The organism is Rhodanobacter sp. Soil_C_14, assembly GCF_057657335.1.
In genome coordinates, this window is sequence record NZ_JBDGIQ010000001.1 from 721,647 (window position 1) to 737,404 (window position 15,758).

Sequence of the window (15,758 nt, forward strand, 5' to 3'; positions counted from 1 at the left end):
CGGCCCGGCGGCACGCTATGATGGCCGCTTTGCCCGATGGACGACGCATGCTTCCCGCCCTACTGAACCGGCACCACCGATGAGCACGCGCGCCGTCTTGCTGTATGCCTTTTCGCTGTTCAGCGCCGCCATGCTGGGCCTGGCCGGCGGCGCGGTATGGATGGTCGTCTCGATGTATCTGCGCCACTCCGCGCCATGGCTGGCCCTGCCCATCGGCGCCCTGCTGGCGTTGACCATCCGCACCTGCGTGCGCCCGGCCGGCACCGGCGCGGCGCTGATGGCCGCCGCTGCCACCCTGCTGGCCACGTTCTACGTGAACGTGCTGATCGCCGGCGTGCTGATCGCGGGCAACATGGGGCTGGGCCTGATCGAGGCGATGCGCACCGCCGGTGTCGGCATGCTGTGGCAACTGGCTCGCATGGCCTTGTCACCCGCCGACTTCGCCTGGACCGGCCTGGGCATGCTGGTGGCAGCATGGCTGGCCTGGTGGCGACGTCGCCGGGGCTGAGCGCAGCAGCGCCCCGGACTGCTCTTCAGCCGTCCACGTCCTTCAGCGCCGTCACCAGTTCGCCCACCGCCGCCTGGCCGTCGCCATACAGCATGCGGGTGTTGTCGGCGTAGAACAGGGCGTTCTCGATGCCGGCGAAGCCGGTGCCCCTGCCCCGCTTGATCACGATCACCTGCTTCGCATTGCTCACGTCGAGAATCGGCATGCCGTAGATCGGCGAGGCCGGGTCGGTCTTGGCCAGCGGATTGACCACGTCGTTGGCGCCGATCACCAGCGCCACGTCGGTGGTGGCGAACTCGGGATTGATGTCGTCCATGTCGGCGATCAGGTCGTACGGCACGCCGGCCTCGGCCAGCAGCACGTTCATGTGGCCCGGCATGCGCCCGGCCACCGGATGGATCGCGAACTTCACCTTCACCCCGCGCTTGATCAGCAGCTGGGCGAATTCCCACACCTTGTGCTGCGCCTGCGCCACCGCCAGGCCGTAGCCGGGCACGATCACCACGCGTTCGGCGTAGGCCATCATCACCGCCGCGTCGGCGCCGTCGATGGGTTTCTGCGCGCCGCTGATCGCCTGCGCCTCGCCGCCGGCGGCGCCGAAGCTGCCGAACAGCACGTTGCCGATCGAGCGGTTCATCGCCTTGGCCATCAGCTGGGTCAGCAAGGTTCCGGCGGCGCCGACCACCATGCCGGCGATGATCATCGCCTCGTTGCCCAGCACGAAACCCTCGAACGACACCGCCAGGCCGGTGAACGCGTTGTACAGCGAGATCACCACCGGCATGTCGGCGCCGCCGATCGGCAGCGTCATCATCAGGCCGAACAGCAGCGCCAGCGCGAAGAACACCAGGATCAGCGGCAGGCTGGCCTGACCCAGCACCAGCATGAAACCGGTCACCACGGCGGCGGCCAGCAGCAGCATGTTCACCGCGCGCTGGCCGGCGAACACGAAGCGCCTGTCCATCCAGCCCTGCAACTTGGCGAACGCCACCAGCGAGCCGGAAAAACTCACCGCGCCGATCAGCGCGCCGAGCACGCCCAGGGTCAGTTCGACCGGCGAGAGTGCCGGCGGCAACGCATTCACCGCCCACGCCTCCGGACGCAGCGGCGAGGTGTCCGGCACCGCATGGAGCATGCCCAGGCCGCGCGCGTAGCCGATCAGCTCGACCGCGCCGATCGCCGCTGCCGCGCCGCCGCCCATGCCGTTGTACAGCGCCACCATCTGCGGCATCGCGGTCATCGCCACGCGGCGACCGGTCCACCAGGCGGCGCTCACGCCGATCAGCACCGCGGCGACGATCAGCCCGCGGTTGTGCATGTCGGGCAGGAAGAAGGTGGCCAGCACCGCCAGCAACATGCCGTAGCCGGCCCACACGATGCCGCCGCGCGCGGTGCGCGGCGAGCTCATGCGTTTCAGGCCCAGGATGAACAGCAGCGCGGCGATGAAATAGCAGGCCTTGATGACGGTGGGCAGCCAGTTCATCACTTGGCCTCCTTGCCGGTGCCCGGCTTGCTGGACTTGAACATCTCCAGCATCCGCTCCGTCACCACGTAGCCGCCGGCGGCGTTGCCGGCGCCCAGCAGCACGCCGATGAAGCCGATGGTGATCTCGAACGGCGTGTCGGCCCGGCCTAGCGCGATCATGGCGCCAACCAGCACAATGCCGTGCACGAAGTTCGAACCGGACATCAGCGGCGTATGCAGGATCACCGGCACCCGCGCGATGATTTCATAACCGGTAAACGCGGCCAGCATGAAGATGTACAGCGCCAGGAACCCGTCGATCATGACCCCACCCCGTCGGAACACCGTTGAGCCTGCATCATACGGGTGCCGGTCAACCCGTGCGAGCCTGCCGCGTTGAACTCCGGGAGCACACCGCCGGAGCCCGCAGATGATCCAATCGAAGACGGGGACGCGGTCGCCGTGAACAGCGCGATCGGCACCCTCGACGCGGATCTGCTGAGCGAGGTCCGCGAAACACCCGCCACCCTGGATGCCTTCCTGGCCCAGGTCGAACGGCGTGCGTTCCGCATGGCCGAGCTGCAGCTGCGCCATCGCGAGGACGCGATGGACGCGGTGCAGGACGCCATGCTGCGGCTGGTCAGGCACTACCGCGACAAGCCCGCAACGGAATGGGCGCCGCTGTTCTGGGGCATCCTGCGCCGGCGCGTGGTGGACCTGCAGCGGCGCCGCAAGGTGCGCTCGATCGTGGTCGGCTGGCTGGGCGGCGGCCACGATGGCGACGGCGACGAGCTGCCCGTGTGGGAGCCGGCCGATCCCGGCCAGGACCCGCTGGGCCGGCTGCACGACGTGCAGTCGTACGCCGACCTGGCCGCCGCGGTGCGGCAACTGCCGCAACGCCAGCGCGAAGCTTTCATGTTGCGCATGCTGGAAGGACTCGACGTGGCCGAAACCGCCCGTGCCATGGGCTGCTCCGAAGGCAGCGTGAAAACCCATCTGTCGCGCGCCATGCATCATTTGCGCGACCAACTGGAGGACTGGCGATGACGTCGCTGGACAAAGACAGGCTGGACGACAACCGGCCCGGCGAAAACCGGCCCGGCGAAAACCTGGAGCAGCGTGCACGCGGGCTCTGGCACGAGGCCGCGCAGCGCATCGACTCGGTGACCGCCGGGCGGCTGCGTGCGGCCCGGCGCGAGGCGCTGCAGGCACCGGCCGCATCGGCGCAGCGCACGGTCCGCTGGCTGATCCCCTCGGGCGCGTTCGCCGTGATCGCGCTGGCGGCGCTGATGGTGTGGCAGCCACTGCCGCGGCAACACACCCAGGCGGCCATCCATCCGGCGAACACCCTCGACGATGCCGACGCGGATCTGCCGCCGGATGCCGACAAGACCGACCCCAACCTCTACCAGAACCTGGAGTTCTACGACTGGCTGGCCAGCACCGACAGCCCGTCCACGAAACGCTGAGCCATGAATCGAATCCTTCGCCCGATCCTGCCCCTGTTGCTCGCCAGCCTGCTCGGCGGCGTGGCGGTGGCGCCACTGCACGCACAGGACGCGCCACCGCCGTCGCGGGACGAGGCGGCGCCACCGGTGCGTCCGTGGAGCAGCCTCGACCCGGCCCAGCGCGAAGTGCTGGCGCCGCTGAAAAATGACTGGGACGGCATGTCGCCGCGCAAGCAGGCGCGGATGCTTCATCGGTCCGAACGCTGGGTCACCCTGCCGCCGGAAAAGCGCGAGGAAGTCCGCCAACACATCGCCCGCTGGCAACAGATGACCCCCGCCGAGCGCAAGCAGGCGCGCGAGAACATGCGCAAGTTCCACCAGATGCCGGAGCAGCAGCGCGAGCAGCTGCACACCACCTTCGAACGCTTCCAGAAACTGCCGCCGGCGCAGCGCGAGGAATTGCTTCGACGCTGGCGGCAGCTGCCACCGGACCAGCGCCGCTGGCACGGCCCGCATGGCGGACACGACCGTCCACCTCCGCCGCCATCCGGCAACCAGCCGCCCCCGCCGCCACCCGGCCAGAACGGCCAGAGCTGAGTCGCGCTCAGCCGGCGAAGCGCGTCTCGCCGGCGTGGCTCAGGCAGCTTTTCGCCACCAGTTCGTCGTCGAAGTCCGGTTTCAGCGCGGCTTCGTGCACCAGCAGCTCGACGAAGTTGAACACGTTGCGGGCGTACATTTCCGAGGCATGCAGCGGCGCACCCGCCGGCAGGTTCAGCGGCCCCAGGATCACCACGCCGCCATGCTCGACCCGCTCGCCCGGCCGGGTCAGCTCGCAATTGCCGCCACCCTCGGCGGCAAGATCCACGATCAGCGCCCCCGGCTTCATGCCCTCGACCATCGCCGTGGTGAGGATCTTCGGCGCCGGCCGTCCCGGCACCGCCGCCGTGCTGACCACCACATCGAACACCTTCAGGTGATCGGCCAGCGCCTGCTGCTGCGCCGCGCGTTCCTCGGCGGACAGCTCCCGCGCGTAACCACCGCTGCCGGCCGCACTGACGCCCAGGTCGAGGAACTTCGCACCCAGCGATTCGACCTGCTCGCGCGTTTCCGGGCGCACGTCATAGCCTTCGATCTGCGCGCCCAGCCGCCGCGCGGTGGCGATCGCCTGCAGGCCGGCCACGCCGGCACCGATCACCAGCACCCTGGACGGCCGGATGGTGCCGGCGGCCGTGGTCAGCATCGGGAAGAATTTCGGCGAAGCCTCGGCGGCGATCAGCATCGCGCGGTAGCCGGCCACCGCCGCCTGCGAACTCAGCACGTCCATCGCCTGGGCCCGGGTCGTGCGTGGCAGCAACTCCAGCGAGAACGCGGTGAGCTTGCGTGCATTCAACGCCGCGATCCGCCCGGCCGCACCGTAGGGACGCAACTGGCCGACCACCACGCTGCCCTCGTGCATCCCGGCAAACACCGCATCGTCCGGCGGCAGCACGCAGGCCAGCAGGTCAGCCTGGCCGAGCACCGTAGTGGCATCGGCAAATTCCACATCCGCATAGCTGGCGTCGGGAAAACCGGCCGCGCGCCCGGCGTCGCGTTCGAGCAATACGCGCAGGCCCTTGCCACGCAGCTTCTTCGCCATCTCCGGCGTGATCGCCACCCGACGCTCGCCGGCGGCGGTCTCGCGCAATGCGGCTACGGTGATCCCCATGGTGCAACCCCCTCGGCAATGGTCGGGTCATCTTAAGGCATGGAGAGGCTTTGATCCGGCCGGGCCCGAAAGAGTAAGCTGACCCGCCGGCCAACGCGGTTCGTCCGTCCCGGGGTCATCACCGGAGATCCCGATGCCCGCAACATCCGCCGCTTTTGATCCCTCCTCGCTCCATGACCTGATGTCGCTGGCACGCAGCGCGCGCGAACTGGCCTACGCGCCGTATTCCCGTTTCCTGGTGGGCGCGGCCGTGCTGACCCGCGATGGCCGGCGCTTCAGCGGTTGCAACGTGGAGAACGCCGCTTACGGCCTGTGCAACTGCGCCGAAAGAACCGCCCTGTTCAGCGCGATCGCGGCCGGTTGCCGGCGCGGCGACTTCCTGGCGCTGGCGGTGATCGCCGACACGCCGAACCCGGTCAGTCCCTGCGGCGCCTGCCGCCAGGTGATGTCCGAGCTGTGCCACGACGCCATGCCCGTGCTGCTGGGCAACCTGCATGGCGACACCGAACAGACCAGCGTGGCCGCGCTGCTGCCGGGCTCGTTCCAGTTGCCGATGCCGGCCTGATTCCCCTCATCGAAATCCTTCCATGCCCTTCGATCTTTCCCTGTTGCAGCAACGCCATTCCGTTCCCTCGCGCCAGCTCGGCGAACCCGCGCCGGACGAGGCCACCCTGCACGAGCTGCTGGAGGCCGCCATCCGGGTGCCCGACCACGGCAAGCTGGTGCCGTTCCGGCTGATCCGCCTGCAGGGCGAGGCCAAGCTGGTCTTCGGCCGGCGCGTGGCGGAGATCGCGCAGAAGAACCACCCCGACATGTCCGACGCCAAGCTGGAGAAGGATCGCCTGCGCTACACCTTCGCGCCCCTGGTGATCGCGGTGATCGCCCGCCTGGACACCCTCAGCAAGGTGCCGGAAATCGAGCAGCAACTGTCCGCCGGCACGGTGGCCCACAACATCCTGCTGGGCGCCTTCGCGCTGGGCTACGGCGCCCAGTGGCTCACCGGCTGGGCCGCCTACGACCGCGAAGTGGCGGCGCTGCTTGGCCTGGCCGACAACGAGCAGGTGATCGGCTTCGTCCACCTGGGCAAGCCACAAACCGACGTGCCCGATCGCGATCGCCCGGCGCTGGGCGACCTGCTCAGCAGCTGGACCCCGTGAACGCCGCCGAAAATGGCCGTCCAGCCGTCCATCTGGTTGATGGAAGCCTGTACGTGTTCCGTGCCTGGCACTCGATGCCGGACGAGTTCCACGACGTCGACGGCCACCCGGTCAATGCCGTGCATGGCTATACCCGTTTCCTGTGCGAGCTGCTCGAACGCGTGCAGCCCGAACACATCGCGGTGGCCTTCGACGCCTCGCTGACCAGCTCGTTCCGCAACGCGATCTATCCGCCATACAAGGCCAACCGCGAGCTGCCGCCGCCCGATCTCGAGCGGCAGTTCGTGCAGTGCCGCGCGATCACCGAGGCGCTCGGCCTGTGCCTGATGATCGACCACAGCTACGAAGCCGACGACCTCATCGGCAGCACCGTGTGGAACCTGCGCGCCCAGGGCTGGCGCAGCGTGATCGTCTCCGCCGACAAGGACTTCGGCCAGTTGCTGGGCGAGCACGACGAGCAGTGGGACTACGGCCGCGGCCTGCGCTGGGGACCGGCCGGCGTGCACGAAAAGCTCGGCGTGCACCCGCACCAGGTCGCCGACTACCTGGCCCTGTGCGGCGACAGCGTGGACAACATCCCGGGCGTCCCCGGTGTCGGCGCCAAGACCGCCGCCGCCCTGCTCAGCCACTTCGGCAGCCTCGACATCCTGCTCGAGCGCATCGACGAAGTCGCCTTCCTGCGCCTGCGCGGTGCCGCCGCCTGCGCCACCAAACTGCGCGAACACGCCGAACAGGCGCGCATCTACCGTCGCCTCACCCGCATCGCCCTGGACGCCCCCGGCGCCAGCAGCATCGAGGCCCTGCAACGCCAGAGCCGCCCGGCCGAACAACTCGAAGCCCTGTGCGAACAGCTCCGCATGGGCGCCTTCACCCGCAGCCGCCTGCGCGCATTGCTGCGCTGAAAGCCAAAGTCAAAAGCCTTACCCCCTCCCAACCTCCCCCTGCCATGCAGGGGGAGGAGCTCAAGCCTGCCACGCACGGCTCCGCGCCCTCCCCTGCTCGCAGGGGAGGGCCGGGGTGGGGTTCGCTCTTGATCTTTCCCGCGACCCGCGCCCCCTCCTGCCCCCCTGCCCGCAGAGGGAGGGACTAGCTGCATGGAAAGAAAAACGGCGACCCGAAGGCCGCCGTTTTCATCACCACCAACCAGCTCAGTGCGAACCGGCTTTCGCTGCATCCTTCGCCGTCCACTGTTTCAGCCACGCGTTCACCGCGTCGTGCCATTGCACGCTGTTGTGCGGCTTCAGCACCCAGTGGTTCTCGTCCGGGAAGTGCAGCAGCTCGCTGGGAATCCCACGGCGCTGCAGCGCGGTGAACGCGCCCAGGCCCTGGGTGTCGGGGATGCGGAAGTCCTTCGCCGAGTGCACCACCATCATCGGCACGCGCCAGTCCTTGACGTGGTTGATCGGATTGAACTTCTCGTAGTTCTCGGGGTGGTCGAACGGCGTGCCGCCGTTCTCGTACTCCTCGAACCACAGCTCCTCGGTGTCGTAGTACATCGCGCGCGCGTCGAACACGCCGTCGTGGTCGACCAGGCACTTCCACGGCTGGTTCCACACGCCGGCCATCCAGTACACCATGTAGCCGCCATAACTGGCGCCCAGCGCGCAGGCGCGGTCGCCGTCGAGGAAGCTGTACTTGTCCAGCGCAGCCTTCCAGCCCAGCTTCAGGTCCTCCAGCGGCTTGCCGCCCCAGTCGCCGGAAATCGAATCGGTGAACGCCTGGCCATAGCCGGTGGAGCCGTGGAAGTTCACCGTCACCACCGCGAAGCCCTGACCGGCATAGGTCTGCGGGTTCCAGCGATAGCTCCAGCCGTTGCTCATCGCGCCTTGCGGGCCGCCGTGGATGATGAAGGCCACCGGATAGGTCTGCCCGGCTTGGTAGTCGACCGGCTTGACCACGTAGCCCTGCACGGTTTCGTTGTTCCAGCCCTTGAAGGTGAAGAACTCCGCATCACCCATCTTCGCGTTCTTCAGGTCCGCCGCGTTGAAATGGGTGACCTGCTTCAGGTCACTGCCATCGGTGTGGGCCACGTATACATCCGCCGGCCGCTTCAGGTCGTCGCGGGTCAGCAGCAGCTTGCCGGCGGCCAGCGAGAAGCCGCCCACCGTGCCCTCGCCCACCAGCTGGCTGACCTTGCCGCTGGCCGCATCGATCGCGAACAGAGGGTGCTGGCCGTTGTCGTCGGCGGTGGCGTACAAGGTCTTGCCGTCGGCCGAAATCGTCAGCCCGCCGGGCGAGCGATCCCACTGCGGATCGACCTCGTGACGCGCTCCCGTGGCCAGGTCCAGCGCCATGATCGCGAAGCGGTCCGCCTCGAAGCCCGGCTTCTTCATCGCCAGGTAATACAGCGTCTTGCCGTCCGGCGACGCCACCGGGGATGCATCCCACGCCTTGTTTTCGGCGGTCAGGTTCCTGGGTGCCGCCGAGCCATCCGCCGGCACGCTGTACACGTCGAAATTGGTCGACCACGGCTCGCTGGTTCCGGCGATGCGCACGTCGAAATACACGGTCTTGCCATCGGGCGAGAAGCTGAACTCGCCCTCGTCACCGAACGGCTTGCTCGGAACGTCGCCGTCGATGCCACGGCTGAGCAGCTTCGGCTCGGCCGCCAACTGGCCCTTGCCATCGAACTGCCCCACGAACAATTGATTGCGCCGACCATTGGCCCAGGTATCCCAATGCCGCACGAACAGCTTCTTGTAGATCGTGCCGCTGGCCTTGTCCTTGTCGCGTGCGTCGACGCGCTGCTGCGTGCACGCCAGCGTGGCGCAATCGGTGAACACCTCATACGACAGCAACACCTGCTTGCCGTCCGGCGACAGCTTGTAGCCGCCCAGATCCAGCGCACCATGGCTGACTTGGACAGGCGCCGCATGCCTGCCCGGGTTCAGGCCGGTCTTGCCGCCCAGATCCAGCCGCCACAACTGCGCCACATCCTTCGCCGGCGCCACGAAATACAGGCTGCGCCCATCCGCCGACCAGCGCGCCGAACCGCCCTTGTCGACCACCTTCACCGGCTGCGCACCCGCCACCGACAGATCCAGCACATAAATCGCGCCCACCCCCTTGTTCGCCGCGTAATCCGTGCTGCGCACGCCAAACGCCGCATACCGACCATCCGGCGACAACTGCGGATCACCCACCCGATCCATCATCACCAGGTCGCGCACATTGAACGCGTGCTCCCCCTGCGCCTTGACGAAGGTGGTATCCACGGCGTCACTCGCCATCGCGGGGGCGGCGACCAGCGCCAGAAGCAGCGCGGCTATCAGAGGTTTCATGGGGGGTTCCTTGGCTTCGTAAAGGCCACGACGTTAAAACGGGGGTAGCTGACGCGCAAGCAACCCCCGCCTGTGAGCCCGCCCCCCCGGAGCACGAACCCACATCCAACAGACCGCGGGGCACTGTGACGGCGCGCACGATCGGCCTTCACATTTGGTACAAAACGTGCCTGTCAGGTGGGACTCACAGGGGAGTCCACCATGTCGCGCCAGCGCCGTTCCGCCGGTTTTACATTGATCGAGTTGATGATCGTCGTGGCCATCATCGCCATCCTGGCGGCCATCGCATTGCCGCTTTACAGCGACTATGTAGCGCGCTCGCAGGCAGTGGCAGCGCTGGATGAGATCACCTCGGGCCGCACCGCATACGAGGAACGCACCAACAACGGGGACAGTGACGCCACGCTTTACACCACCGTCGACAACCTGGGCATGCAGCAGGAAACAGAACGGTGCCACGTCACAGCGACCGCGCCGGTCGACGGCGTGGGCGAGATCACTTGCAAGATCAAGGGCAATCCCGAGGTCAAGGACAAGGAAATCACCTTGGCTCGCGATAGCTCGGGCAACTGGAAATGCCAGACCACTCTTGCGACACGCCAAACCCCGAAAGGGTGCTATCCCTAGTTCGTTGCCGTGGCAGATCAAAACAGACACGGTGTGACCACTACTGTCGCCACGCCGTCTTGTTACCGACATGCCTTCCCACGGTCGCATCCACCACTTCTTCGCGCCAAAACTGACGCACAGCGTCAACTGCTGACCTGGCAGGACAAGTCTATCGCCTGCAGCTTCGGGGATCTGCTCCGCTTGAAATCGGATATCCGGCATCGCTTGTGGAGATTCGTGACTGTGTGCACAATCAGTGAACCCTCAACCATGCGGAAATATCACGGCGGCAGTGATGGCATACAACCTGCTTGAACTGTCGTGAGCTTCCTGGTCGTTCCTGACCGCGAGTAAGGGGTACCGTTCCCGCCTAGGGGGAATCCGGGACCGGGGCTCAGGGGGCATCAACGGTTAGCTAACCAAAACAGAGGAAACACCATGAAGACCATACAGAAAGGTTTTACCCTGATCGAATTGATGATCGTGGTTGCGATCATCGCGATCTTGGCCGCCATCGCGCTGCCGCAATACCAGAACTACGTAGCACGTTCGCAAGCAACCGCCGGTCTGGCCGACATCACGCCCGGAAAGACTGCTTATGAAGAGAACGTAAACAACGGTGTTGTCACCGCTGCGTCGTACACCACTGTGGACAACTTGGGTCTGCAGGCCACAACCGAACGTTGCGCCATCACCGCTGTCGCACCCGATGGCACCACTGGCGCCGCCACTGCCGCACTTAAGTGCGTGATTGCCGGCAACCCGAAGGTCAAGGGGGACTATGTCCAGTGGAATCGCACCTCCAGTGGTTCGTGGAACTGCACAAGCGACTTGGACGAGAAGTTCCGTCCAAAAGGCTGTGCCGCTCCGTAATATGCTTGCCTGACATTACTCGAGATTTTTAGGAATCTGGGGTTTCAAGAAAGAGGGGCTTCAAGCCCCTCTTTTTTTAGTATCCAAAAACCAGAATCTAGTCAGATGAGCGTATTTGCGAAATTCGGTCGGCATCAAGTCGTGCTCTACAAGCTTTGTTCACTTGCTTTGGTCGCACTAGTCTTGTGGCCCGCCCTATCCGGTAGCTTCATCTTTGACGATTACCCCATCTTTGTGGAAAACACTGCAATCCACGTCAGCAAGTGGAACTGGCAGGCCTTTCACGACGTATGGAGTTGGTCGCAGGCCAACATCCATCGCCCCCTTGCCATGCTTAGCTACGCCGTCAATTACGCCACTGGTGGGAGCATCTGGGGCTTTAAGACCGTCAATCTGATCATCCATCTTCTCAACACCGCCCTGCTTGCAGCTCTGTGCGGGCGCCTGCTCCGCTGTGGCTGGTCCCCCCGCGATTCAGACTATGCCATCGCGCACCAACAGCGAACAACGATCTGGGTATGGGTGTTGGCAACCGCATGGGCGCTCCACCCGCTTCAGGTATCCACCGTGATGTATGTCGTGCAGCGTATGGAGTTGCTCGGCCTCACGTTTACGCTGATGGCGTTGCTGAGCTACTGGCACGCCCGGCAACTACAGTTGCGTGATAACCGCGGCTGGCCATGGCTACTATTGAGTGTCCTGTTGACTGCCGTAGGCTACTTAGCCAAGGAAACCGTGGTGCTTGTACCAGGTTATGCGCTGCTACTGGAGCTGACCTTGTTACGCTTTGAGGCAGCTCGCCCACACGTAAAACATAAATGGCAGTGGCTGTATGGTGTTGGTTGCGCAGCGGCAATCGCGGTATTCGTGTTCTATGTGTTACCGCATTACGCGCTCGGCTCCGGAGCGTTCGCGGGACGTCCTTATACTGCTTGGGAACGCGAGCTAACCCAGTTGCGAGCACTGTCGATGTACATTGGCTGGAGCGTACTGCCCATCCCCAGCCAGATGCATTTCTATTATGACAACTACACCGCCTCCACCGGCTGGTTGAGTCCCGCAACCACGCTCGCCAGCGGCCTGTTTCTTCTGGCTTTGCTCGGGCTGGCGCTCGCCCTCCGTCGCCGTCGTCCGCTGTTTGCACTGGGCATCGCCTGGTTTTTCATGGCTCAGGCGATCACCAGCGCACCACTCCCGCTGGAGCTGGTTTTCGAGCACCGCAACTACCCAGCACTGTTCGGCATCCTGCTGGCCATGACGGATCTGGTCTGGCTTGCAACCCGTCGCGCACACCCACGCCTGCCCGCTATTCTGGCGACGGTATTCATCGCGAGCCTCGGTTTCTTCACGGTCTTGCGCGCCGCCACTTGGGGCAACCCGCTGCAACTGGCCCTGACCCTAGTGCACGACAACCCCACTTCGCCCCGCGCCAGTTATGACCTGGCCCGTCTGTATATGGATCTGTCACACGAAAATCCACAATCGCCGCTGTTCGCACGGGCGATGCAGGAACTCGAGCGCGGCGCCGCCCTGCCCGGCGCGTCACCCTTGCCGGAACAGGCGTTGCTACTTACCGCTTCGGCGGAGGGTATTCCCGCCCAGCCAGCCTGGTGGGACAGCTTGGTGCACAAGCTGCGCACCCGCCCACTGGGGCCACAGGAGTATCGGGCACTGCAAGGGCTTGGTTCCCGCGCCGTCAGTGGCGAAGCGGTGCTTGATCCGAAACGCCTCAGCGAGGCCTATCAGGCCATCCTCGACAGGCAGCCAAACTTCGCCACTCTGCGTGTGCAGTATGCAGATGTCGCTAGCGCCGTCATGCATGACGAGCAGCTGGCAATCAACCAACTGCAACGCGCGATCGACATCAACAAAGGCAATCCTGCTTACACCACGCGACTGGTCGGCTATCTCCTCGCAAACAACCGGTTGCTCGAAGCGATCGCCCTGTCCCGTTTTGCAGATCAGAAATATCCAAACCTGGCCAGCCAATCCGACTGGCTCCGCTTGCACAAACAGCTTGACGCCATGTCGCAGGACATCAAGAAATAGCGGCTTAGCGCTCAGCGGCGGATACATGCACATCATGACCAAGAATCGAGGCTTCTCGAAATTGCGTCCACTCCCTGCTCCTGCATGCATGGCTGCACTGCAGGCCACCGGGCTACGCAAAATCAAGGGGTTCTAGCGCCCAGCCGGTCGCGTGAATACTGACCTTCGTCGTTGCTGTGCCGCGGTAGCCTGCTGCGCATTTTCGTCACACGCTGGCAACACCATCTCCAAATCCACTCTGCCGGAGAAACCCACTCAACACGCGGACCATGCAAACGTGGCGTGGTCAAAGTTTCCCTCGCGCGCCATCATGTCAACATCAAGCCAGCGCCAGGTCAGTCAGATCGGTAGGGCCAAGGGAAACTGTCCGTGACACGCACGCCACGCATTCAACGCATCGATCTCTGGCTCTTGGCGCTCGCGCTGCTCTTGGTGACGCTCGTCTACAGCCAAGGGCTTACCGGCAGCTGGTTGTTCGATGACTATCCCAACATCGTCGACAACCCAGGTGTACATCCCGTCGATGCCAGTATTGCAAGCTTGGTGCGTGCGGCTCTGTCCTCTCCGGCCAGCGAATTCAAGCGCCCGCTTGCTTCATTGAGTTTCGCCGCGAACTATCTGGTCAGCGGACTCGACCCGTACAGCTGGAAGTTGACCAATTTGGTCATCCATCTGATGAACGGAATACTGGTTTTCCTGCTGGCGCGTGCGCTGCTGCTGGCGGCTTCCACAGGAGCGTCCCCTGTCCACAAGGGACTTCCTTCGCTCGTGCATGATCGACCTTTAGCAGGTGGACGAAGAGCATCGTGCACAGGGTGCGCTCCTACGGCAAGGCGGGCGGGTATTGTCGCGGCACTGGTCGCCGCTGCTTGGATGCTGCTGCCGATCAACCTCACCGCAGTGCTGTACGTGGTGCAGCGCATGGAGAGCATGGCCAATTTTTTCGTGTTGCTGGGCCTGCTCGGTTATGTCGCGGGCAGGCGCTGCATGCTAGCTGTTCCGGCGCAATACGTCGGCGACCCGGATCGAAGGCCATGGATGTGGCGCGGCTTTGCACTATGCGTGGCCAGCATCACCCTACCCACGGCACTCGGCCTGCTGGCCAAGGAAACGGCAGTGATGCTGCCGCTTTACGCCGCGCTGATCGAATGGGCAATGTTCGGCTTTTCAGCACCGAACTTTGCATCGATGCCAAGGCGCCGTGACTGGCGCATTGCCCTGCTGTTCTTGCTGGTGCTGGTACTGCCGATGGTGCTCGGCGTTGCATGGCTGCTGCCACAGATACTGAAACCGGAAGCCTGGGTTACTCGCGATTTTGATCTCGGCACACGCCTGCTCAGCGAAGCGCGCATCATCGTCGACTATCTTGTATGGACGCTGCTGCCGACACCGAATACGCTGTCGTTCTATCACGACGACTTCCAGGTATCGAGCGACCTGCTGACGCCACCGACCACGCTTGCCAGCATCTTGTTCCTGGGTGCGTTGGTGGCGCTGACAGTATGGCTAAGGAAGCGGCACCCACCGGCGGCGCTCGGCATCGCGCTGTTCCTCGGTTGTCAATTGCTTACCGGTACCATCCTTCCGCTGGAACTGATCTACGAACACCGCAACTACTTCGCCAGCTTCGGGTTGCTGCTGGCCATCGTCCCGTTATTGGCTGTGCCCCCACGCCCGCTCGTCCCCGTAGGAGCGCACCCTGTGCGTGATGCTCTGGTGCGGATCATGCCAAGAGCATCACGCACAGGGTGCGCTCCTACAACGGCCGTGGGCACCGATCCATCGGCAAATGATTTCAAAGAAAGCGGGCTCCCCATGGCGCTGCTTCGTCATATGCTGCTGGCCGGACTCATGCTTTGCTGGACCGCACTGACCGCGTACACGGCCCACGCCTGGGGTGATCCGCTGCGACTCGCCGAGGATCTCGCCTCGCGCGCTCCGCAGTCGCCACGCGCGCAATACGAACTGGGCCGCACCTACATCATCTATTCGCACTACGACCCGGCCTCGCCTTTCACCCACCTGGCCTACGCACCACTGGAAGCTTCCGCCGCATTGCCTAACTCGTCGATCCTGCCCGAGCAGGCGTTGATCTTCATGAACGCGCGCATGGGCCTGCCGCTGAAGGACGCGTGGTGGGACAGCATGAATGCCAAACTGAAAGCCCGCACGCCCGGGGTGCAGGATGAAAGCTCACTCAGCGCCTTGACCCAATGCGCGCGCGACCGCCGCTGCAACCTACCGGCGCAGCGCATGGTGGCGGCGTTCGACGTGGCTCTGGCGCATCCAAACCCCGGTTCGCGCCTGCTGGCCACCTATGGTGACTACGCATGGAACGTGCTGGATAAACACGACCTCGGCGAACGCCTGACCGAGCGGGCCGTCCAGACCACACCCGACGAACCCGCCTACCGGATCACCCTGATCCGCATGCTGGTCGCCCAAGGCCGCAAGCAGGAAGCCCGCACGGCACTGCAAGGACTGGAAGCGTTGAACATCGGCGGACGCTTGGATCGGAACCTGGATGAACTACACGCCTTGGTGGATCTGCCTTAGCAACCGTCAGATGCATCCTTCGGCACGCGCCTGAGTCGGGTGGCAACTCTGTTATCCCTAGATGCCCGGAAGGCTTGAGCATCAATATCTTGACGTCCAACAACTCAG

The 15,758-nt window shown here is 64.8% G+C and carries 15 protein-coding genes; 11 read left to right on the forward strand and 4 right to left on the reverse strand.

Annotation, left to right across the window (positions count from 1 at the left end; translation table 11 throughout):
- Window positions 1-79: 79 nt before the first annotated feature.
- Entirely contained in the window at window positions 80-508 is a 429-nt protein-coding gene (locus tag AC3A56_RS03415; protein WP_056764153.1) for a hypothetical protein, read from the forward strand.
- A 25-nt stretch (window positions 509-533) separates the two neighbouring features.
- On the opposite strand, the gene AC3A56_RS03420 is transcribed toward AC3A56_RS03415, so the two are convergent.
- Together AC3A56_RS03420 and AC3A56_RS03425 are read right to left on the reverse strand one after the other, a co-directional pair.
- Window positions 534-1,991 (reverse strand): NAD(P)(+) transhydrogenase (Re/Si-specific) subunit beta, encoded by a 1,458-nt coding sequence (locus AC3A56_RS03420; RefSeq protein WP_487769327.1) that lies wholly within the window; start codon window positions 1,989-1,991, stop codon window positions 534-536.
- Window positions 1,991-2,296: an NAD(P) transhydrogenase subunit alpha part 2 gene (locus AC3A56_RS03425; protein ID WP_487769328.1), complete on the reverse strand. Its 306-nt coding sequence runs from the start codon at window positions 2,294-2,296 to the stop codon at window positions 1,991-1,993. The genes AC3A56_RS03420 and AC3A56_RS03425 overlap by 1 nt, the downstream gene beginning before the upstream one ends.
- A 138-nt stretch (window positions 2,297-2,434) precedes the next feature.
- Here AC3A56_RS03425 and AC3A56_RS03430 point away from each other — a divergent pair, with 138 nt between their 5' ends.
- From AC3A56_RS03430 to AC3A56_RS03440, 3 genes are read left to right on the forward strand one after another with little or no spacing between them, the layout of a single operon-like run.
- A complete protein-coding gene (locus tag AC3A56_RS03430) occupies window positions 2,435-3,019 on the forward strand; it encodes an RNA polymerase sigma factor (protein ID WP_350016818.1) in 585 nt (194 codons plus the stop codon).
- A complete protein-coding gene (locus tag AC3A56_RS03435) occupies window positions 3,016-3,441 on the forward strand; it encodes a hypothetical protein (RefSeq protein WP_487769329.1) in 426 nt (141 codons plus the stop codon). The genes AC3A56_RS03430 and AC3A56_RS03435 overlap by 4 nt, the downstream gene beginning before the upstream one ends.
- Before the next feature lie 3 nt (window positions 3,442-3,444).
- A complete protein-coding gene (locus AC3A56_RS03440; protein WP_487769330.1) occupies window positions 3,445-4,017 on the forward strand; it encodes a DUF3106 domain-containing protein in 573 nt (190 codons plus the stop codon).
- A gap of 7 nt (window positions 4,018-4,024) precedes the next feature.
- Here the strand turns inward: AC3A56_RS03440 and AC3A56_RS03445 are convergent, their stop codons facing one another.
- A complete protein-coding gene (locus AC3A56_RS03445) occupies window positions 4,025-5,125 on the reverse strand; it encodes an NAD(P) transhydrogenase subunit alpha (RefSeq protein WP_487769331.1) in 1,101 nt (366 codons plus the stop codon).
- Between the two features lie 133 nt (window positions 5,126-5,258).
- Here AC3A56_RS03445 and cdd point away from each other — a divergent pair, with 133 nt between their 5' ends.
- From cdd to AC3A56_RS03460, 3 genes are read left to right on the forward strand one after another with little or no spacing between them, the layout of a single operon-like run.
- Window positions 5,259-5,690: a cytidine deaminase gene (gene cdd / locus AC3A56_RS03450; protein WP_487769332.1), complete on the forward strand. Its 432-nt coding sequence runs from the start codon at window positions 5,259-5,261 to the stop codon at window positions 5,688-5,690.
- Between the two features lie 22 nt (window positions 5,691-5,712).
- Window positions 5,713-6,282 carry a nitroreductase family protein gene (locus AC3A56_RS03455; protein WP_487769333.1) on the forward strand — a complete coding sequence of 190 codons (570 nt, stop codon included), beginning with the start codon at window positions 5,713-5,715 and terminating at the stop codon, window positions 6,280-6,282.
- Window positions 6,279-7,184, forward strand: a complete 906-nt coding sequence (locus AC3A56_RS03460) for a 5'-3' exonuclease (protein ID WP_487769334.1) — start codon at window positions 6,279-6,281, stop codon at window positions 7,182-7,184. The genes AC3A56_RS03455 and AC3A56_RS03460 overlap by 4 nt, the downstream gene beginning before the upstream one ends.
- A 246-nt stretch (window positions 7,185-7,430) precedes the next feature.
- On the opposite strand, the gene AC3A56_RS03465 is transcribed toward AC3A56_RS03460, so the two are convergent.
- The gene (locus AC3A56_RS03465; protein ID WP_487769335.1) at window positions 7,431-9,563 is read right to left on the reverse strand and encodes a dipeptidyl-peptidase 5; all 2,133 of its coding nucleotides are present in this window, start codon (window positions 9,561-9,563) and stop codon (window positions 7,431-7,433) included.
- A 201-nt stretch (window positions 9,564-9,764) separates the two neighbouring features.
- Between AC3A56_RS03465 and AC3A56_RS03470 the strand changes: the two genes are divergently transcribed.
- The 4 genes from AC3A56_RS03470 to AC3A56_RS03485 all read left to right on the forward strand — a co-directional run bounded on the left by AC3A56_RS03470 (window position 9,765) and on the right by AC3A56_RS03485 (window position 15,650).
- Entirely contained in the window at window positions 9,765-10,190 is a 426-nt protein-coding gene (locus AC3A56_RS03470; protein WP_487769336.1) for a pilin, read from the forward strand.
- A gap of 420 nt (window positions 10,191-10,610) precedes the next feature.
- On the forward strand, window positions 10,611-11,045 hold the full coding sequence (locus AC3A56_RS03475; RefSeq protein WP_487769337.1) for a pilin: 435 nt from the start codon (window positions 10,611-10,613) through the stop codon (window positions 11,043-11,045).
- Window positions 11,046-11,150: 105 nt separating this feature from the next.
- Window positions 11,151-13,094, forward strand: coding sequence for a tetratricopeptide repeat protein (locus AC3A56_RS03480; RefSeq protein ID WP_487769338.1), 1,944 nt, complete (start codon window positions 11,151-11,153; stop codon window positions 13,092-13,094).
- 369 nt (window positions 13,095-13,463) lie between these two features.
- Complete coding sequence (locus AC3A56_RS03485; RefSeq protein ID WP_487769339.1) at window positions 13,464-15,650, forward strand: hypothetical protein; 2,187 nt, start codon at window positions 13,464-13,466, stop codon at window positions 15,648-15,650.
- Window positions 15,651-15,758: the final 108 nt, after the last annotated feature.